The organism is Streptomyces hydrogenans (genome assembly GCF_014656075.1).
Classification (GTDB): Bacteria; Actinomycetota; Actinomycetes; order Streptomycetales; family Streptomycetaceae; genus Streptomyces; species Streptomyces hydrogenans.
Map to the genome: position 1 here is coordinate 35072 of NZ_BNBS01000028.1, position 19450 is coordinate 54521.

A 19450-nucleotide genomic window follows, 5' to 3' on the forward strand; every position below is an offset into this window, starting at 1 on the left:
GCCCCCGCGGCGGAGCCGCCCGTTCCTCTCCGCGCCCCCGCCACGCGCGTGCGTGGCAGGGGCGCGGAGCGTGGCGGTACGGCTCAGGCGTACGGGTCCGAGGAGCGGAACTCCCCCTCCCCCGAGGGGCGTTCGCCGATCAGCCGGTCGGCCTGCCGCACCGCCTCGGCCAGCTCGCCGACCACCGCCGAACCGGAGCGCGCGCGGATGGAGTCGGCGTACCCGGCCAGTTCGCCGAGGCGGGGCGCGCCCGGCAGCGAGCCGCCGCGCAACTCCTCCGCGAAGTAGGCGGAGATCGCGGAGAGCCGCAGGCTGTCGTGGCCGGACTCCCAGAGCCCCGCCGCCAGGGCGCCGGACGCGACCGTGCCCGAACGCTCCTGCGGGGAGCGGGAGTCGGGGTCGAGCCAGCGGACGGTGGCGGTGGCGATCGGGCCGCTCGCGCCGGGCCGGGTCTTCACCACGTACAGGGCGGTGACCGTGTGCCCGGCGCCGACCTCGCCGCCGTCGACCCGGTCGTCGCGGAAGTCCTCGTCGGCGACCTCGCGGTTCTCGTAGCCGATCAGCCGGAACCGCTCCACGGTCTCCTTGTCGAAGGCGACCTGCGCCTTGGCGTCCCGGGCGCGCAGCTCGACCTGGGCCGGCAGCTGGTCGACGAAGACCTTGCGGGCCTGGTCCCGGGTGGAGACGTACGTGGTCTGGCCGTCGCCCTTGTCGGCGAGCCGTTCCATCAGCTCGTCGCCGTACTCGCTGCCGACGCCCACCCCGAAGAGCGTGATGCCGTGCTCCCTGCGCTGGGCGTCGATGTGTCCGAGGAGGGCGTCGGCGGCCGTCTCCCCGGTGTTGGCGAGGGCGTCGGAGAGCAGCACGACCCGGTTGGTGGCGCCCTCGCGGTGCCCCTCCGCGGCCACGTCGTAGCCGGTGCGCAGGCCGGCCTCCAGGTTGGTGGAGGAGCGCACGGCGAGGGAGTCGACGGCCTCGCGGACCCGGTGGCGGGCGTCGCCGAGCCGGGTCATCGGCAGCAGGGTCTCGGCCTCGTCGCTGAACGCCACCAGGGCGACGGAGTCGTCGTCGCGGAGCCCGTCGGCGGCCAGCCCCAGGGCGTGCCGGACGAGGTCGAGGCGGCCGGGCTCGCCCATCGAGCCGGAGACGTCGACGACGAAGGTGAGGGCGGCGGGCGGGCGTTCGCCGGTCCGGTCAGCGCCCCGGGTGGCGAGGCCGACGCGGACGAGGGACCAGCCCTCGGCGCCGGTGCGGGCCCCGTCGACGGTGACGCTGAAGCCGTCGTCGGCGGGACGGGGATAGTCGGGGCGGAAGCTGTTGACGAACTCCTCGGGCCGCACGGTGGCGGGGTCGGGAAGCCTGCCGTCGGCGAGCGAGCGGCGGGCGTAGCCGTACGAGGCGGTGTCGACGTCGAGGGCGAAGGTCGAGAGGTAGTCGGGGGCGGGGCTCGGGGCCCGCCGCTCCCCCTCGGGCGCGACCTCGTCCGCGCCCACCCCGACGACCGGGGCGGGGGCCGCGGTGGCGCTGCTGCCGTCGGGGACGAGGGGCGCGGCCTCCCGGTGGTCGGTCGCCGAGCGCTCGCCCCCGGCGCCGCAGCCGCCGAGGAGGAGGCCGGCGGCGAGCGCCCCGGCGAGGACGGCTGTGGTCCGGTGCGGACGTTTCATGAACAACTCCCCGTTTTCGTACGGCTCTTGTCTATCCGTTACGGCCCTGGGGCCGGGCGCGGGCCATCGCCGGGTGCGACGGGAGCCGCGCCCGGCTCCTGCGACTGTGACGAACGGGAGGCGCGCGCGGACCCCGCGAAGGAGTTGCGGATGGATCTCGATGTGGCAACGAGTGGCGGAACGGGGGCCGGTGGCATGGAGACGCCAGGTTTGTCCCCAGGGGTTGTCACCGTGCGCAGTCACGTGAGTACATGGAGTGGACATCGATCGGGCGGGGGTGGTCAGCGGTGGCAGAGAGCGCGGGCTCCGTGTTGCTCGCCCGCTCGGCGATGAACCGGGCCGCGACCGAGGGACAGCGGCCGGCGGGGCGCCCGGTCCGGGGCGCGCGGCGCATCAGCGCGGCGCTCGCCGGGCTGGCCGCCTCGACCCGGCACGAGCTGCTGACCTTCGACGACCCGGTGGCCTCGGCGGACCGCGCGATCCCCGAGCCGTTCCTGAAGCTGGCGGGAGCGTGCATGCGCGCGGCGGCGGAGCGGGCCGGGGAGGTGCGGCGGATCGTGCCCCGGCACGCGCTGCCCCGGCTGGAGGACGGGCCGCGGATACCCGGGCAGGCCCGGTTCGCCGACGCGATCCCGTTCAAGCTGATCGTGGTGGACCGGACGGTGGCGGCGGTCCCGCTCGATCTGGAGCTGTTGTACAACGGGCTGTTGCTGATCCGGGACCCGGTGGTGGTGCAGGCCCTGGTGCGGGCCCACCACGTCTGCTGGGCGGCGGCGGAGGAGCTGGTCCGCATCCCGCCGCCGCGGCCCCCGGGGGCGCCGCCCGAGCCGCTGCGGCCGGTCCTGGAGGCCCTGCTGTCGGGGATGACGGACGAGGCGGCCGCGGCGCGGCTCGGCATGTCGGCGCGGACGTACAGCCGGCGGGTCGGCGAGCTGCTGGCCGCGCTGGGAACGACGAGCCGCTTCCGCGCGGGCGCGGAAGCGGCTCGGAGGGGATGGTTGTGAGGCGGGGGCCGACGTGTACTAGGACACGATGTCCTTGCGGGCGAAGCCCCGGAAGGCGAGGGCGAAGAGGACCAGGGCGTAGGTGACGGAGATCGCCGCTCCCTGGGCCATGCCGCCCCATTCCAGCCGGGGCTGGAGGGCGTCGATCCAGGCGAACTGCCAGTGCGCGGGCAGGAAGTCGCGCCAGTCGCCGAGCGCCGTGACCGCGTCCAGGACGTTGCCGACGATGGTCAGGCCGACGGCTCCGCCGACCGCGCCGAGCGGGGCGTCGGTGCGGGTGGAGAGCCAGAAGGCCAGGCCCGCGGTGACCAGTTGGGAGACGAGGACGAAGGAGGTGGCGATGAGCAGACGCAGGACGGCGTCCCCGGCCGGGAGCGAGCCGCCGGTGGGGAGCTGGAGCGGGCCCCAGCCGTAGGCGGCCGTGCCGGCGGCGAGGGCGAGGAGCGGCAGGAGGAAGAGCGCGGCGGCGCTGTAGCCGAGCGCGACCGTCAGCTTGGCGGCGAGCAGCCGGGACCGGGGCACCGGCGCGGCCAGGAGGTAGCGCAGCGAGGACCAGCCGGCCTCGGAGGCGACGGTGTCGCCGCAGAACAGCGCCACGGGGATGACGAGGAGGAAACCGGCCGAGACGAAGAGGCAGGTCGCCGCGAAGTTGGCGCCCGAGGCGGTCGCCGTGTCGATCAGGGTGATCCGGCCGCCGCGGTCGTCGGCGTCGGGGCCGCCGATGGCGAAGGCCACGATCAGGACGAGGGGCAGGGCGGCGAGCACCCCGGCCATCACCAGGGTGCGGCGGCGCTTCCACTGGCGCAGGGCCTCGACGCGCAGCGGCAGGGTGCGTCCGGGGCGGTAGCCGGGGGCGAGGGCCTCCGGGTCGGGTCCGGGGCGGGGCCCGGTGGCCGTCGCGGTCATGCGGATCCTCCGATCAGGGTCAGGAAGGCGTCCTCCAGGCGTCGGTGCGGTCCGACCCCGGTCAGCGGGACGTCCAGGCGGACGAGTTCGCCGATCAGCGCGGTGGCGTCGGCGGAGCCGCCGTCGGGGGTGTCGAGGCGGACGAGGATGCCGTCCTCGGCGCGGACCGCGGAGCCGACGCCGGGCAGGGCGGCGACCTTCTCGACGACCGCGTCGGGGACGGCCGCGCCGAGGGTGACGAGCAGGGTGTCCCCGGCGCCGGTGATCTCGGCGACCGGGCCCGCCTGGACCAGCCGGCCGCGGTCCATGACGACGAGGTGGGTGCAGGACTGTTCGACCTCCGCGAGGAGGTGGCTGGAGACGATGACGGTGCGGCCCCCGGCGGCGTACCGGATCATCACCTCCCGCATCTCGCGGATCTGCGGCGGGTCGAGGCCGTTGGTGGGTTCGTCGAGGATGAGGAGGTCGGGCAGGCCGAGCATGGCCTGGGCGATCGCCAGGCGCTGCCGCATGCCCTGCGAGTAGGTGCGGACGGCCCGCTGGAGCGCGCCGCCGAGGTTGGCGATGCGCAGGGCCTCGTCGAGGTGGGCGTCCTCGGCGGGGCGGCCGGTGGCCTTCCAGTACAGCTCCAGGTTCTCCCGCCCGGTGAGGTGGGGCAGGAAGCCGGCGCCCTCGACGAAGGAGCCGACCCGGGAGAGGACCGGGGCGCCGGGGCGGATGGCCTGGCCGAAGACCCGGATCTCGCCCTCGTCGGGGGTGATCAGACCCATGAGCATGCGCAGGGTGGTGGTCTTGCCGGCGCCGTTGGGGCCGAGGAGGCCGAGGACCTGGCCCTGTTCGACGCGGAAGGAGAGCTCGCGGACCGAGTACCGCTCGCCGCCCTTGTACTTCTTCGACAGGCCGGTGATCTGGAGGGGGACCGAGGAGAGCGCGGGGTCGGGAGCCGGGCTCGCCGTGCGGCGCCGGGCGGTCAGCAGGAGCGCGGCCGCGACGACGAGGCCGGCGAGCGGCAGGCCCCAGACCCACCAGGGCAGGCCGGCGGCCTGGGTGGTGACGGCGGGCGCGGTCGGCACGGTGAGCGGGCCCTCGACGGCGACGGTGTAGCCGGCGGTGGTGACCGGGGAGGCGTAGCCGAGGTCGGTGGCCGAGACGACGAGCCGGAGGCGGTGGCCTGCCTCCACCTCGTGGTCGATCGCGGGAAGGGTGAGGGTGACGGAGCGGCCCTTCGCGGCGTCCTCGACGCGGACCGGGGCGACGAGCTGGGCGGGCAGCACCTGCTGCCGTCCGTCCGGCCCGACGTCGTACACCTTGCCGAAGAGGACGGCGGAGCCGTCGGGGGCGGTGGAGGTGACCTTGACGCGGACGGTCGGGGTGCCGGTGACGCGGAGCGGCTCGGCCTGCGGGGCCGCGTCGAAGCGGGCGTGCTGGCCGGGGAAGTCGAGGGCGAGGCCGACGCCGAGGGAGGAGGAGAGTCCGCCGAGTCCGCCGCCGAGGCCCGGGACGGAGGAGACGGCGGGCGGGGCGCCGCCGGCCGGGTTGGTGAAGCGCTGCGCCGGTCCGGCGAGGGCGAGTGCGCGGGTGCCCTCGGCGAGGCCGGGGTAGCGGTCGGCGGTGGCGGCGCGCAGGGTGGCGCGGCCGTCGGTGGAGTCGACGCCGCCGGTGCGGCTGACGCGGAAGGCGGGGCCGGTGTCGACGGAGGCGTCCTTCTTCAGCCAGCGGTCGAACCAGGCGCCGATCCGGTCCTCGACGCGCGCGGCCTCGCGGTCGCCGCCGTCGTGGCCGCCGGCGATCCAGTCGACGGCGACGGGGGCGCCGTTGGCGGTGAGGGCGCGGGCCATGGCGTCGGACTGGTCGAGGGTGAAGAGGGAGTCGGTCTGGCCCTGGACGATGAGGGTGGGGACCTTGACGCGGTCGCCGACGGCGGAGGGGCTGCGGGCCTCCAGGAGGGCGCGGGCGGCGGCGTCGGGCCGGCCGGAGACGGCGACGCGTTCCTTGAGGGCGCAGATCTCGGGGGTGAAGCGGCCGCAGGCGTCGCCCCGGGCGTCGGTGCCCATGGAGAAGAGGATCCCGGACCAGAGCTTCTTGTAGACGCCTTCGGGGAAGAGGGCGTCGGCGAGGTTCCAGTAGGTGATCTGCGGGGCGACGGCGTCGACGCGGGGGTCGTGTCCGGCGGCGAGGAGGGAGACGGCGCCGCCGTAGGAGGCGCCGCTGACGCCGACGCGCGGGTCGCCCTGCTCGTCGAGCAGGACCTCGGGGCGGGCGGCGAGCCAGTCGACGAGGCCGCGGACGTCCTGGACCTCGTGCTCGGGGTCGTTGAGGCCGATCTTCCCGCCGGAGGCGCCGAAGCCGCGGGCGGACCAGGTGAGGACGGCGTAGCCGTCGCGGGCGAGCCGTTCGGCCTGGGGGCGGACGTCGTCCTTGGAGCCGCCGAAGCCGTGGGCGAGCAGGACGGCGGGACGGCGGCCGGAGGCGCCGGCGGTGAAGTACGAGGTGTCGATCCGCACCCCGCCGAGGTCGAGGGCCCGGTCCTCGCGCTGGACGGGCGGGGGTTCGTCCAGGGCGGCGGCGGTCCAGGTGCCGGCGCCCGCGAGGACGGCGAGGACGGCGGTGACCGCGGCCCACCGGGGAAGTCGGAGTCGCATGGCCCCGAGCCTAGGCGGCCCGCCGGTGCGGTGGCGGCGCCCCCGGGGCGGAAATCGGCGGCCTCCTGGAGTCGTACGCAGTACGGTCCGCGTACAGCGGTCGCGGTACGCGAGGGCCTGGAGGCGGCGTGGTGGGAGCGGACGGTTTCGAGATCCGGCGGGCCGGGACGGTGGCCGAACTGCTCGCGGCGGAGCATCTGTACGACGGTCCGGCGCGGGCGGAGTGGGCGGAGCGCTTCCTCGCGTCCTCCGGTCACGTGATGCTGATCGCGTACGCGCCCGGCGGTGTCCCGGCGGGTTTCGCGACGGGGATCGAGATGGTCCACCCGGACAAGGGCGCCGAGCTGTGCCTGTACGAGCTGGGGGTGGACGAGGCGTTCCGGCGGCGGGGGCTGGGCCGGGCGCTGACGGAGGCGCTGCTGGCGGAGGCGCGGAGGCGGGGCTGCGCGGGCGCCTGGGTGCCGGTGGACACGGACAACGGGCCGGCGCTCGCCACGTACCGCTCGGCGGGCGCGGTGGACGAGGGCGTGTGCGCGATCCGCGCCTGGTCGTTCGGCGGCGGGAACGACCGAACCTGACCCTTGTACGGAGCATGACATGCCGTCAGGCTGGGCCGGAACCCGCCCGGCACACGGCCGACGGCCCCCGGGGTGCGGCGGCACGCACCCCGGGGGCCGTCGTACGACCCGGTGGGTCAGTGGTTGCGCGGGAAGCCCAGGTCCACGCCGGTGGGGGCGTCGGCCGGGTCGGGCCAGCGGGTGGTGACGACCTTGCCGCGGGTGTAGAAGTGCACGCCGTCGTTGCCGTAGATGTGGTGGTCGCCGAAGAGCGAGTCCTTCCAGCCACCGAAGGAGTGGTAGCCCACCGGCACCGGGATCGGCACGTTGACGCCGACCATGCCGGCCTCGACCTCCAGCTGGAAGCGGCGGGCGGCGCCGCCGTCGCGGGTGAAGATCGCGGTGCCGTTGCCGAACTTCGAGGCGTTGATGAGGGCCAGGCCCTCCTCGTACGTCTCGGCGCGCAGCACGCAGAGGACCGGGCCGAAGATCTCGTCCTGGTACGCCTTGGCCGTGGTCGGCACGTGGTCCAGGAGGGAGAGGCCGATCCAGTGGCCGTTCTCGTGGCCCTCGACGGTGTAGCCGGTGCCGTCCAGGACGACCTGGCAGCCCTCGGCCTCGGCGCCGTGCACGTAGGAGGCGACCTTGTCGCGGTGGACGGCCGTGATGAGCGGGCCCATCTCGGAGGTCGGGTCGGTGCCGGGGCCGATCTTGATCTTCTCGGCGCGCTCGCGGATCTTCTCGACCAGCTCGTCGCCGATGGAGCCGACGGCCACGACCGCGGAGATCGCCATGCAGCGCTCGCCGGCGGAGCCGTACGCGGCGGAGACGGCGGCGTCGGCCGCGGCGTCGAGGTCGGCGTCCGGGAGGACCAGCATGTGGTTCTTGGCGCCGCCGAGCGCCTGGACGCGCTTGCCGTTCGCGGAGGCGGTGGTGTGGATGTACCGGGCGATCGGGGTCGAGCCCACGAAGGAGATCGCGGCGACGTCCGGGTGCTCCAGGAGGCGGTCGACGGCGACCTTGTCACCGTGCAGGACGTTGAAGACGCCGTCCGGCAGACCGGCCTCGGCGAGCAGGTCGGCGATCTTGAGGGAGGCCGACGGGTCCTTCTCGCTCGGCTTGAGGATGAAGGTGTTGCCGGTCGCGATGGCGATCGGGAACATCCACATCGGCACCATGGCCGGGAAGTTGAAGGGCGTGATGCCGGCGACGACGCCGACGGGCTGGCGGATGGACGCCACGTCGACCCGGTTGGAGACCTGGGTGGACAGCTCGCCCTTGAGCTGGGTGGTGATGCCGCAGGCAAGGTCGACGATCTCCAGGCCGCGGGCGACCTCGCCGAGGGCGTCGGAGTGGACCTTGCCGTGCTCGGCGACGATCAGCTCGGCGATCGCGTCGCGGTTGGCGTCGAGCAGCGCGCGGAACTTGAAGAGGATCGTGGTGCGCTGGGCCAGCGAGGAGGTGCCCCAGGTGGCGAAGGCGTCCTTCGCGGCGGCGACGGCCGCGTCGACCTCCTCCACCGAGGCGAGGGCGACCTGGGTGGTCACGGCGCCGGTGGCCGGGTCGGTGACCGGGCCCCAGTTGCCCGACGTGCCCTCGACGGTCTTGCCACCGATCCAGTGGTGGACGCTCTTCGTCATGACGAGTTACTCCTTCAGAGATGGCGGCGTCGGGCGGTGACGTGCCGGTCGTACTCCTCGCGGGCCTTGACCGCCGACGGGCGGGTCGAGATCTCGGCCACGGGCACATCCCACCACGCCTGGGCCGGAGGCGGGCCCGACACACTGTCTGCCGTTTCGGTCTCGATGTAGACACATGTGGGATCCGTGGCGGCCCGGGCGTCCGCGAGGGCTTCCCGCAGGTCACGGATGGTGCGGGGGCGCAGCACGCGCATCCCGAGGGACGCGGCGTTGGCACCGAGGTCCAGGGGGAGCGGGGGGCCGGTGAAGCCTCCGTCGTCGGCCCGCAGCCGGTAGTCGGTGCCGTACCGCTCGGCGCCGACCGCCTCGGAGAGGCCGCCGATGGAGGCGTACCCGTGGTTCTGGAGGATCACCAGCTTCAGCGGCAGCCGCTCCTGCACGGCGGTGACGATCTCGGTGGGATTCATCAGATACGTCCCGTCCCCGACGAGCGCCCAGACGGGCCGGCCGGGGGCGGCGAGGAGGACGCCGATCGCGGCGGGGATCTCGTAGCCCATGCAGGAGTAGCCGTACTCGACGTGGTACTGGTCGCGGGAGCGGGTCCGCCACAGCCGGTGGAGGTCGCCGGGGAGCGAGCCGGCCGCGTTGATCAGGATGTCGGTGGGGTCGACCAGGGTGTCGAGTACGCCGAGGACCTGCGTCTGGGTGGGGCGGGCGGTCTCGTCGGGGACGGTGTAGGCGGCGTCGACCCGGGCCTCCCAGCGGAGCTTCCCCTCGGTGTACTCGTGGACGTAGTGCGCGGCCACGTGGTGCGGGCCGAGCAGGGCGTGGAGCCGTTCGATCCCCTCGCGGGCGTCCGCGACCAGGGGCAGCGCCGCCAGCTTGTGCGCGTCGAAGGCGACGACGTTGAGGTTGACGACCCGCGGGGCGGGGTGGCCGAAGAGGGTCCCGGAGGCGGTGGTGAAGTCGGTCCAGCGGGTGCCGATGCCGAGGACCACGTCGGCCGTGCGGGCCAGGTGGTCGGCGACGGCGGTGCCGGTGTGGCCGACGGCCCCGACGTCCTGGGGGTGGTCGTGGGGCAGCACGCCCTTGCCGGCCTGGGTGGAGGCGACCGGGATGCCGGTCAGCGCGGCGAACTCCGCCAGCGCCTCCTCGGCACCGCTGTGCCGGACGCCGCCCCCGGCGACGATCAGCGGGCGGGCGGCCCCGCCGAGCGCCTCGACGGCCGCCGCCAGCTCGTGCTCGTCCGGGGAGGGGCGGCGGATCCGCCAGGTCCGGTCGGCGAAGAACGCCGCGGGCCAGTCGTACGCCTCCGCCTGCACGTCCTGCGGGAGGGCGAGGGTGACGGCGCCGGTGGCGGCGGGGTCGGTGAGGACCCGCATCGCTTCGAGCGCGGCCGGGATCAGCGCCTCGGGGCGGACGATCCGGTCGAAGTAGCGGGAGACGGGTCGCAGGCAGTCGTTGACGGAGACGTCGCCGGCGTACGGCACCTGGAGCTGCTGGAGGACCGGGTCGGCGGGGCGGGTGGCGAAGGTGTCGCCGGGGAGCAGCAGCACCGGGAGGTGGTTGACGGTGGCGAGGGCGGCGCCGGTGACGAGGTTGGTGGCGCCGGGGCCGATGGAGGTGGTGACGGCGTGGGCGGAGAGCCGGCCGGTCTGGCGGGCGTGGCCGACGGCGGCGTGCACCATGGCCTGCTCGTTGCGGCCCTGGTGGAAGGGCATGGCGTCGGCGTGCTCGACGAGCGCCTGGCCGATCCCGGCGACGTTGCCGTGGCCGAAGACGCCCCAGGTGGCGGCGATGAGCCGGTGCCGGTCGCCGTCGCGCTCGGCGTACTGGGCGGCGAGGAAGCGCACCAGCGCCTGGGCGACGGTGAGGCGGACGGTGCCGGTGAGGCGGACGCTCACGCGTATCCCTCCGTGTGGTCGGGGTGGAAGCTGATCCGCCACTCCCGTGCGGGGCCGGGTCCGGCCATGACGTTGAGGTAGTAGAGGTCGTGGCCGGGCTGGGCGATCGAGGGGCCGTGCCAGCCGTCGGGGACGAGGACGGCGTCGCCGCCTCGGACCTCGGCGAGCAGGTCGGCGCCGCCGGGCCGGGACGGCGAGATCCGCTGGTAGGCGTAGCCGCGCGGGTCCGCGATCTCGTAGTAGTAGATCTCCTCCAGGACGGACTCGGTCCCGGGGCGGTGCTCGTCGTGCTTGTGCGGCGGGTAGGAGGACCAGTGGCCGCCGGGGGTGATCACCTCGACGGCGATCAGCCGGTCGCAGGCGAAGGCGTCGGCCGAGGCGAAGTTCCGCACCGTGCGGGCGCGGTCGCCGCTGCCGCGGGTCTCCACGGGAACCTCCGGCGCGGGGCCGTAGCGGGCGGGGAGTCGTCGCTCGCAGTTCGCTCCTGCCAAAGCGAAGCGGCCTCCCGCGCCGGAGGCGATCTGGGCGTGGGCATCGCGCGGTACGTAGACGAAGTCGGACACGGAGGCGAACACGCTCTCGCGGCCCCCGAGTTCGAAAATCTCCCCGTCGACGCGCACGGTACAGGCACCGGCGAGGGGAAGCACCACCCACTCGGCATCCGCGCTGTCGAAGGCGTGTTCCGCTCCGGCCGGGAGATCGAGGACGCGGAGCGCGGAACGGCTCCATCCGGCGGTCCCCGGGTCGACGTCCAAGGCGTACGGCCCCCGGGCGGCGGTCCCGGCGGGGAGGTGGAGGCGGTGGCGGTGCGGGCTGGTCATGTGCGGGTGTCCTCGGGGGCGGAGGCGGGAGCGGGGGTCGCACGGCCGGTCAGCGGGGGTCGCCCTCCGGCGGGAGGGTGCCCGAGCCGGCCGCGAGGGCGCGGTCGATCTCGGCGGCGTCCGGCATGGCGGGGGCGCAGCCCAGGCGGCCGGCGACGATCGAGCCGGCGGCGCCCGCGCGGCGCACGGCCTCCTCCAGCGGGAGGCCGGCGAGGAGGCCGTGGACGAGGGCGCCGCCGAAGGCGTCCCCGGCGCCGAGGCCGTTGACGACCTCGACCGGCAGCGGCGGGACGGCGGCCCGGCCGGGGTCGGCGGCGACGGCGAGGACGCCCTCGGGTCCGCGCTTGACCACGGCGAGCCGGAGGTCGGCGCCGTCGCCGGGGGCGAGGAGGCCGAGGAGGGCGCGGGCGGCGGCCTCCGGGTCGCGTTCGCCGGTGGCGACCTCGCACTCCTCGGCGTTGCCGACGGCGACGGTGGCGTGCCGCAGGGCCTCGGTGTAGTGGGGGCGGGCGGTGGCCGGGTCGGGCCAGAAGGCGGGGCGCCAGTCGAGGTCGAGGACGGTGTGGGCGCGGCCGGCGCGGGCCCGCAGGGCGGTGAGGGTGGCGGCGCGGCTGGGTTCCTCGCTGAGGCCGGTCCCGGTGACCCACAGGACGCGGGCGGCGCGCAGCGCGTCGAGGTCCAGCTCGTGCGGGTGGATCTCCAGGTCGGGGGCCTTGGGGAGGCGGTAGAAGGTGAGGGGGAAGTCGTCGGGCGGGAAGAGGGCGCAGAAGGTGACGGGCGTGGGCCGGCCGGGGACCTCGGTGACCCAGCCGGCGTCCACGGCGTACTCCTTCAGCTCGCGCCGGAGGTAGCGGCCGAAGGCGTCGGCGCCGGTGCGGCTGACGAGGGCGGTGCGCCGGCCCAGGCGGGCGGCGGCGACGGCCACGTTGGCCGGGGAGCCGCCGAGGAACCTGCGGAAGGTCTCGACCCGGTCGAGTCCCACGCCGCTCTGGAGGGGGTAGAGGTCGACGCCGAGCCGCCCCATGGTGATCAGCTCGTACGGCTCCGACTCCACCCGTGCCACCTCTCGACTCCGGTGCCCGCTCCCAGGTCTAACCCTCCCCCGGGAGGCGTGTCAACGACATGTCCGGACATTCGGGTGCGCCCCGGGCGGTCCTGCGGGCGTCTTGACGCTGCTCCGGGGCGGGGTCAAGGTGGCTGGCATGACGAAGCCGTCGCCGTCGCCGTCGCCGCCCCTCATCCGGATCGGGTCCGCCCCGGACTCCTGGGGGGTGTGGTTCCCCGACGATCCCCGGCAGGTGCCGTGGCAGCGGTTCCTCGACGAGGTGGCGGGGTCCGGGTACGAGTGGATCGAGCTGGGGCCGTACGGCTATCTGCCCACCGATCCGGCGGTGCTCGCCGAGGAGACCTCCCGGCGCGGGCTGCGGGTGTCGGCGGGCACCGTCTTCACCGGGCTGCACCACGGGCCCGCCGTGTGGGAGCGGACCTGGGCGCACGTCGCCGAGAACGCGGCCCTGGCGCAGGCCGTGGGGGCCCGGCACCTGGTGGTGATCCCGTCCTTCTGGCGGGACGACAAGACCGGCGCGGTGCTGGAGGACCGGGTGCTGACGCCGGAGCAGTGGCGGCACCTGACGTCACTGACCGAGCGGCTGGGGCGGGAGGTGCGGGAGCGGTACGGGCTGCGGATCGTGGTCCATCCGCACGCCGACACCCATCTGGACGACGAGGACAGTGTGACCCGTTTCCTCGACGCCACCGATCCGGAGGCGGTGGCGCTCTGTCTGGACACCGGGCACTACGCGTACGCGGGCGGGGACAGCGTCAAGCTGATCGAGACCTACGGGGAGCGCATCGGCTACCTGCATCTGAAGCAGGTGGATCCGGCGGTGCTCGCGGAGGTGCGGGCCGAGGAGCTGCCGTTCGGCCCGGCGGTGGCCCGCGGCGTGATGTGCGAACCGCCGGCCGGGGTGCCGGCCCTGGGACCGGTCCTGGCCGCCGCGGCGGCGCTGGGCACGGAGCTGTTCGCGATCGTGGAGCAGGACATGTACCCGTGCGAGCCGGACGCCCCCTATCCGATCGCCCTGCGCACCCGCGGCTACCTCCGCTCCTGCGGGGTGTAGCCCCGCAGGGCCCTCACGGCCTCACGGCCCGCACGGCCCGGCGGCTCCGGCGCACGGGGGCGCGCCGCTGTGACCGTGCGTCACTTCTGTCACGGCTTTCGCGCCCTCGTCACAGGTGTCTCCGTTACGCGGCCTCCGTGTCACAGACGCTCGACAGCCGCTGCCGGGCGGTCCGGAAGGGGCGTTCACCGGGCACAGGACCGGTGATCACCGACGCCACCGCCCGCAGCGCCCCCGAACGGCACCCCCCGCCACCGCTGCGCGGCACGGGGCGTGAGGGAGGTACAGGCATGACGGACAGAAGCCTCTGGACGTACAAGGACATCGCCGCGCACATCAAGGTCCAGCCGGACACCGTCCGCTCCTACCGGAAGCACGGGCTGCTGCCGCCGCCGGACCACGTGGAGTCCGGCAAGCCCTTCTGGTACCCGGACACGGTCCGCGCCTGGGTCGCGAGCCGGCCCGGCAACCGGGCGCGCCGCGACTGATCCGCGCTCCCCCGCGCCGTGCGGCGCCGGCTCCCGGTGGTCCGGAGGCCGGCGCCGCGCCGTGTCTCAGCCCCGGGCGCCGACGGGTTCGCGTATCTCCTCCGGGTCGCCGGCCGTCGCGTCGGGCGGGGCCGGTGTCCCGGACTCGCTGATGCCGAAGCGGTCGTGGAAGCGGCGCAGCGGTCCGGGCGCCCACCAGGTGAGGCGGCCGGTGAGCTTCATGACGGAGGGGACGAGGAGGCTGCGGACGACCATGGCGTCCATGAGGACGGCGAGGGCGACGCCGAGGCCCAGCATCTTGGTGTTGGTGACCCGGGAGGTGCCGATGGCGACCATGACGACGGCCAGGATGACGGCGGCGGCGGTGATGAGGCCGCCGGTGCGGGCGAGGCCGAAGCGGACGGCGCCCTCGTGGTCGCCGGTGGTGTCGTACTCCTCCTTGATCCGGGAGAGCAGGAAGACGCCGTAGTCCATGGAGAGGCCGAAGGCCACGCAGAACATGAGGACCGGCAGGGTGGTCTCGATGTCTCCGGTGGCGGTGAAGCCGAGGAGGCCGGAGAGGTGTCCGTCCTGGAAGACCCAGACGACGGCGCCGAACATCGCGGTGAGGCTGAGGGCGTTGAGGACCACGGCCTGGACGGGGATGACGACGCTGCCGGTGAGCAGGAAGACCAGCAGCAGGGTGACGAGGACGATGATGCCGGCGGCCCAGGGCAGCCGCTCGCCGATGGCGTCCTTGGAGTCGACGAGGACGGCGGCCTGGCCGGTGACGGAGGTGTCGAAGGGGGCGTCGGCGGCGCGCAGTGCGCCGACGGCCCGCTGGGCGCCGGAGCCGACCGCGGGGCCTTCGGGGACGACGCTGTAGTAGGCGTGGGCGTCCGCGCCGGTGCCGGAGACGACGGGGCCGTCGACGCGGACGATGCCGTCGAGGGCGGCGATCCGCTCGCGGTAGGCGCCGTACTCGGCGGGGGTCGCGGGGCCCTGGGCGAGGACGGTGAGGCTGCCGCCGGGGTCGCCGGGGAAGCCTTCGCGCAGCTCCTCCTGGACGATCCGGGAGGTGGCGGTGGCGGGCAGCTGCCGGTCGTCTGCGGTGCCGAATTCCACGCCGAGGAAGGGCAGTCCGAGCAGGACGAGTCCCGCGGTGGTGAGGACGGCGAAGACGGGGGCCCGGCGCATCACCAGGCCGGCCGCCCGGGACCAGCCGGCACCCGTCGGGGCGTCCTTCGCGGGGGCGTCCTTCGCGGCGGCGCGGCGGCGGAGCAGGCGGCGCAGGTCGAGGGCGTCGACCCGGTGGCCGAGCAGCACGAGGGCGGCGGGGAGCAGGGTGAGGGCGGCGGCCGCGGCGAGCAGGACGACGGCGATGCCCGCGTAGGCGAAGGAGCGCAGGAAGTACTGCGGGAAGACGAGCATCGCGGCGAGCGAGACGGCGACGGTGAGGGCGGAGAAGAGCACGGTCCGCCCGGCGGTGCGCAGGGTGGTGCGGACGGCGGCGCCCGGGTCGGCGCCCGCGGCGAGCTCCTCGCGGTAGCGGCGGACGACGAAGAGCGCGTAGTCGATGGCGAGGCCGAGGCCGAGCGCGGTGGTGAGGTTCTGCGCGAAGACGGAGACGTCGGTGAACTCGGTGATGCCCCGCAGCACGGCGTTGGTGCCGAGGATGGCGACGATGCCGACGCCGAGCGGCAGCAGGGCGGCGACGGCGCTGCCGAAGACCATGACGAGCAGGACGAGGGTGAGGGGCAGGGCGATCAGTTCGGCCCTCAGCAGGTCCTCCTGGATGATCGTCTGCATCTCGTGGCGGACGGCGAGGCCGCCGCCGAGGGTGACCTCGACGGGTCCCCGGGTGCCCTGGTAGGAGGGGGCGATCCGGTCGAGGACCTCGCCGGCCGCCTTCTCCTCGCCGGCGATCCGGGCCGCGACGACGGCCTGGGTGCCGTCCTCGGAGCGCAGTGCGGGCGAGCCGGTGGTCCAGTAGGAGCCGACGCCCTCGACGCCGGGCTCGGCGGTGAGCCGCTCGGTGAGCCTGCGGGCCTCGGCGGCCACGGCGGGGTCGTCCACCCCGGCCTTCCCGGCGTCGACCAGGAGCAGCAGATTGGGCTGGGAGCCGGGGAACTCCCGCTCCAGCGCCTCGGTGGCGTAGGTGGACTCGGCGGACGGGTCCTCCCAGCCGCCGCTGCCCATCCGGTCCCCCACGCCGCCGCCGGCGAACACCGCGAGGGCGGTGAGGACGAGGGCGACGAGCAGGGTGAGCCGGGGCCGCGCGGTCACGAACCGCGTCCATCCCCCGCCGGGCGCCCGGGCCGGCCGCCCGGCCGACCTGTCACCCGGGTCCCGGTCCCGTGCGGGGGCCGGATTCTTGACTTCGGACATGACGCGGTGTCCCCTTCACCGTGGCCCTCGCTCTCGCTTCCCGGCAGGTCGCGGGGGCCGCCCATTGCCATAGACTGGCAAACACGAGTGATCGCTCGCGTTTTCATAGAATGCGAGCGACCTCTCGTGTTTGTCAACGTGTATCGAGGGAGGCTGGGGACGGACATGACCGAGGACCCCAAGCCGCGCCGCCGTCAGGCACGCGGCGAACGCCGCATCGCCCAGCTGCTCCAGGCCGCCGCGGACGTCTTCTGCGCCAACGGCTACACGGCCACCAGCACCAACGCGATCGCCCGCGAGGCCAAGGTCTCGCCGGGCACGCTCTACCAGTACTTCCCCAACAAGGAGGCGATCGCCATCGAGCTCGGCGGCCGCCTCATCCACGAGATGCGCGAGCGGCACGGCCAGGTCTTCACGCCGGAGAACGTGGCCCTGCCGCTGCCGGAGCTGATCGACGCGATCCTCGACCCGATGATCGAGTTCAACTGCCTCAACCCGGCCTTCCTCGCCCTGATGCACGGCTCCGAGGTGCCCGGCCGGATCGCCGAGGAGCACGACGAGCTGCACGCCTCGCTGCTCTCCCAGGTCCGCGAGCTGATCGGCGCGCGGGCCGCCCCGGCGCTGCCGGTCGAGGAGCTGGACCGGGTCGCGGACATGGCCTTCGCCGTCTTCAAGGGCGGCCTCGCCCTGATCGTCGCCGCCCCCGAGGGCCCCGCACGGGACGGGGCCGTCGCCGAGCTCAAGAAGGTCCTGTACCGCTACCTGGAGCCGCTCCTCGCCGAGGAGGGGGCCCGGGTCACCACGACTCCGCCCCGCTGACCGCCTCCTCCGACGGCTGGTCCCGGCCCGCCCTGATCCGCAGCGCCAGCAGCGGGAAGACCAGGACGGAGACCATGCCGGCGCCCACCAGCGCCGCCGCCTCGCCCGCCGACAGGGCCTTGTCGTCCAGGCCGATGGTGGTGATGGCGACGACGAGCGGCAGCGCGGTGGAGCCGTACAGCACCAGCGCGCCCCGGTCCGTCCGGTCGAGGTCGCGCGGCGCGAGGAGCCACATCGGGCCGCCGCGCACCACCAGGAAGAGCGCCAGGAAGACCGGCAGGAGCAGCAGCTCCCGGCCGCCGGAGAGCAGCGAGTCCAGGTCGAACTCGATGCCGGTGACGACGAAGAAGACCGGCACCAGGAAGCCGAACCCGACCCCCTCCACCTTCGCCAGGATCTCCGGGCCGGCCTCGGGCGCGGCCCCGGTGAGCACCAGCCGGGTGATGAGCCCGGCGGCGAAGGCACCGAGGAGGACGTCGAGGCCGAGGGCGGTGGAGGCGCCGAGCATCAGCGCGATGAGCAGGAAGACGAAGCGGACCGCGAACTGGCCGCTGGTGTGCAGGGTCTTGGCGATGACGTGCGCGAACCACGGCGGCCGGGGCCGCAGCGCCCAGTAGACGGCGGCCGCGGTGAGGGCGGCGAAGACGGCGAGCAGCACGGTCGACTGCGCGGCGGTGCGCCCGCTGAGCAGCAGCGCCATGGCGATGATCGGGCCGAACTCGCCGACCGCGCCGAAGGCCATGACGACCGATCCGAAGCGGCCGCGCAGCCCGCCGGAGTCCCGCAGCACGGGGAGCACGGTGCCGAGGGCGGTGCTGGTGAGGGCCACGCCGATGAAGACGCCGGTGGAATAGCCCCCGCCGAGCAGGACACCGGCGGTGAGCCCGAGGGCGAGCGCGGCCAGCCACGCCCACACCGAGCGCCGGAGGGTGTCGCCGCGGACCTTGCCGAACTCGATCTCGTACCCCGCCAGGAAGATCAGCATGGTGAGGCCGAGTTCGGAGAGGCCGTCGATGAGCGCGTCGGAGTGGGCCCAGTCGAGGACGTCGGGGCCGACGCAGATGCCGAGGAGGATCTCGAAGACGGCGAGCGGCACGGGGACCCGGCGCCCCACCCCGTAGGCGAGCAGGGGCGCCAGGACGGCGATCACCATGATCAGGACGAGCGTGCTCCCCGAATGCGACATATCGGGTATCTACCATAAGCTCCGGTCAGACGCCCTGTCGGCGGAGGGACTTGGAGGCCCGCGGATGTACGACTACCGGACCACGCCCCAGCCCCCTCCCCCGCCACCGGCGCCCCCCGGGCCGGCCGGTCCGCGCCCGGGACTGTGGAAGCGCTGCCTGTGGGGCGGCCTCGCGCTGTGGGCGCTGACCGCCGTGGTCACCTACGCCACCGCCAACACCACCCTGCTGCCCACCCTGATCCTGCTGGGCAGCTTCCTGGTCCCGGGCGTCTTCGTCCTGTGGGCGTACGAGCGGCACGGCCGCGACCTCGGACTGCCGGTGATCCTCGGCTGCTTCGTCACCGGCGGCATCCTGGGCGTCCTCGGCGCCTCGGTCATGGAGTACTACCTGCTCCACCCGTCGCTGTGGATGTTCGTCGGGGTGGGGCTGATCGAGGAGGCGGTGAAGCTCGCCGCCCTGATGTTCGTCGTCCGCCACCGGCCGTACCTGCGCGGCCGGCGCGCCGGCCTGGTCCTCGGCGGGGCGGTCGGCTTCGGCTTCGCCGCCTTCGAGAGCGCGGGGTACGCCTTCAACGCGGCCGTCACCATGGACGGCATCGACCTGCGCTCCCTGCTGGAGACGGAGATCCTGCGCGGGGTGCTCGCCCCCTTCGGGCACGGCCTGTGGACGGCGATCGCGGGCGCGGTGCTCTTCTCCTTCCGCCGCCCCGACGGCCGCTTCCGCCTCGCCGGGCCGGTCGTCGGCGCCTACCTGGGGGTGGCGGCGCTGCACGCGCTCTGGGACTCGATGCACGGGATCGCGCTCTGGCTGGTGCTCCGGCTGACCACGACCGACCTCGACCGCTCGCTCTTCGCCCAGGGGTACCTCCCGGACCCCACCTCGCGGCAGGAGCACCTCTTCACCCTGTTCTCGGTGGGGGGCCTCGTCCTGGTGACACTGGTGGGACTGGCGTGGCTGAGATCGCTGGCCCGGCGCGAACCGGACAGGAGTGGAATTTATACCCCCTAGGGGTATAGCATCGTCGGTGTAAGACTCCGAACCGAAGAGGAGAGCCCCATGGCCGCCGAGACGCAGACCGAACTCACCACCGTCTACCAGGTCAAGGGCATGACCTGCGGCCACTGCGAGGGCGCCGTCTCCGGCGAGATCTCCGCCCTCCCCGGCGTCTCCTCGGTCACCGCCGTCGCCAAGACCGGCGAGGTCACCGTGGTGTCCGCCGCCCCGCTCGACCGCGAGGCCGTCGCCGCCGCCGTCGACGAGGCCGGCTACGAGCTGGTCTGACCGCACGCACCCGCGTCGGAGCAGGGTCGTACCGTTACGGGTACGGCCCT

General features: G+C 74.4%; 16 protein-coding genes. 7 read left to right on the forward strand and 9 right to left on the reverse strand.

Features of this window, described 5'->3' with window-relative positions; genetic code table 11:
• Window positions 1-83: 83 nt before the first annotated feature.
• Complete coding sequence (locus tag IE321_RS14660) at window positions 84-1664, reverse strand: vWA domain-containing protein (protein ID WP_190223209.1); 1581 nt, start codon at window positions 1662-1664, stop codon at window positions 84-86.
• A gap of 287 nt (window positions 1665-1951) precedes the next feature.
• On the opposite strand from IE321_RS14660, the gene IE321_RS14665 reads away from it, so the two are divergent.
• Window positions 1952-2668, forward strand: a complete 717-nt coding sequence (locus IE321_RS14665; RefSeq protein ID WP_190223210.1) for a helix-turn-helix domain-containing protein — start codon at window positions 1952-1954, stop codon at window positions 2666-2668.
• Between the two features lie 18 nt (window positions 2669-2686).
• On the opposite strand, the gene IE321_RS14670 is transcribed toward IE321_RS14665, so the two are convergent.
• Both IE321_RS14670 and IE321_RS14675 read right to left on the reverse strand, forming a co-directional pair.
• Window positions 2687-3574, reverse strand: a complete 888-nt coding sequence (locus IE321_RS14670) for an ABC transporter permease (RefSeq protein ID WP_043224161.1) — start codon at window positions 3572-3574, stop codon at window positions 2687-2689.
• On the reverse strand, window positions 3571-6216 hold the full coding sequence (locus IE321_RS14675; RefSeq protein ID WP_043224164.1) for an alpha/beta fold hydrolase: 2646 nt from the start codon (window positions 6214-6216) through the stop codon (window positions 3571-3573). Before IE321_RS14675 ends, IE321_RS14670 begins: the two co-directional genes overlap by 4 nt.
• A gap of 128 nt (window positions 6217-6344) precedes the next feature.
• Here IE321_RS14675 and IE321_RS14680 point away from each other — a divergent pair, with 128 nt between their 5' ends.
• Window positions 6345-6794 (forward strand): GNAT family N-acetyltransferase, encoded by a 450-nt coding sequence (locus tag IE321_RS14680; protein ID WP_226651619.1) that lies wholly within the window; start codon window positions 6345-6347, stop codon window positions 6792-6794.
• A gap of 116 nt (window positions 6795-6910) precedes the next feature.
• On the opposite strand, the gene mmsA is transcribed toward IE321_RS14680, so the two are convergent.
• The 4 genes from mmsA to iolC are packed head-to-tail and all read right to left on the reverse strand — an operon-like array spanning window position 6911 to window position 12162.
• Window positions 6911-8413, reverse strand: a complete 1503-nt coding sequence (mmsA, locus tag IE321_RS14685) for a CoA-acylating methylmalonate-semialdehyde dehydrogenase (protein WP_043224166.1) — start codon at window positions 8411-8413, stop codon at window positions 6911-6913.
• A 14-nt stretch (window positions 8414-8427) separates the two neighbouring features.
• Window positions 8428-10317 carry a 3D-(3,5/4)-trihydroxycyclohexane-1,2-dione acylhydrolase (decyclizing) gene (gene iolD, locus IE321_RS14690; protein WP_190223211.1) on the reverse strand — a complete coding sequence of 630 codons (1890 nt, stop codon included), beginning with the start codon at window positions 10315-10317 and terminating at the stop codon, window positions 8428-8430.
• Window positions 10314-11138, reverse strand: coding sequence for a 5-deoxy-glucuronate isomerase (gene iolB / locus IE321_RS14695; protein ID WP_043224170.1), 825 nt, complete (start codon window positions 11136-11138; stop codon window positions 10314-10316). The genes iolD and iolB overlap by 4 nt, the downstream gene beginning before the upstream one ends.
• A gap of 49 nt (window positions 11139-11187) precedes the next feature.
• Window positions 11188-12162, reverse strand: coding sequence for a 5-dehydro-2-deoxygluconokinase (gene iolC, locus IE321_RS14700; protein WP_190223234.1), 975 nt, complete (start codon window positions 12160-12162; stop codon window positions 11188-11190).
• Window positions 12163-12340: 178 nt separating this feature from the next.
• Here iolC and IE321_RS14705 point away from each other — a divergent pair, with 178 nt between their 5' ends.
• Window positions 12341-13258, forward strand: a complete 918-nt coding sequence (locus IE321_RS14705) for a sugar phosphate isomerase/epimerase family protein (protein ID WP_190223212.1) — start codon at window positions 12341-12343, stop codon at window positions 13256-13258.
• Between the two features lie 290 nt (window positions 13259-13548).
• A complete protein-coding gene (locus IE321_RS14710) occupies window positions 13549-13746 on the forward strand; it encodes a helix-turn-helix transcriptional regulator (RefSeq protein ID WP_190223213.1) in 198 nt (65 codons plus the stop codon).
• A gap of 66 nt (window positions 13747-13812) precedes the next feature.
• Here the strand turns inward: IE321_RS14710 and IE321_RS14715 are convergent, their stop codons facing one another.
• A complete protein-coding gene (locus tag IE321_RS14715; protein WP_190223214.1) occupies window positions 13813-16113 on the reverse strand; it encodes an MMPL family transporter in 2301 nt (766 codons plus the stop codon).
• A 165-nt stretch (window positions 16114-16278) separates the two neighbouring features.
• Here IE321_RS14715 and IE321_RS14720 point away from each other — a divergent pair, with 165 nt between their 5' ends.
• Window positions 16279-16932: a TetR/AcrR family transcriptional regulator gene (locus IE321_RS14720; protein WP_190223215.1), complete on the forward strand. Its 654-nt coding sequence runs from the start codon at window positions 16279-16281 to the stop codon at window positions 16930-16932.
• On the opposite strand, the gene IE321_RS14725 is transcribed toward IE321_RS14720, so the two are convergent.
• Complete coding sequence (locus tag IE321_RS14725) at window positions 16910-18118, reverse strand: cation:proton antiporter (RefSeq protein ID WP_190223216.1); 1209 nt, start codon at window positions 18116-18118, stop codon at window positions 16910-16912. The two genes, IE321_RS14720 and IE321_RS14725, sit on opposite strands and share 23 nt — an antisense overlap.
• 64 nt (window positions 18119-18182) lie before the next feature.
• On the opposite strand from IE321_RS14725, the gene IE321_RS14730 reads away from it, so the two are divergent.
• Window positions 18183-19127, forward strand: a complete 945-nt coding sequence (locus tag IE321_RS14730) for a PrsW family intramembrane metalloprotease (RefSeq protein ID WP_051842031.1) — start codon at window positions 18183-18185, stop codon at window positions 19125-19127.
• Between the two features lie 48 nt (window positions 19128-19175).
• Window positions 19176-19400 (forward strand): heavy-metal-associated domain-containing protein, encoded by a 225-nt coding sequence (locus IE321_RS14735; protein WP_030749905.1) that lies wholly within the window; start codon window positions 19176-19178, stop codon window positions 19398-19400.
• Window positions 19401-19450 lie beyond the last annotated feature (50 nt).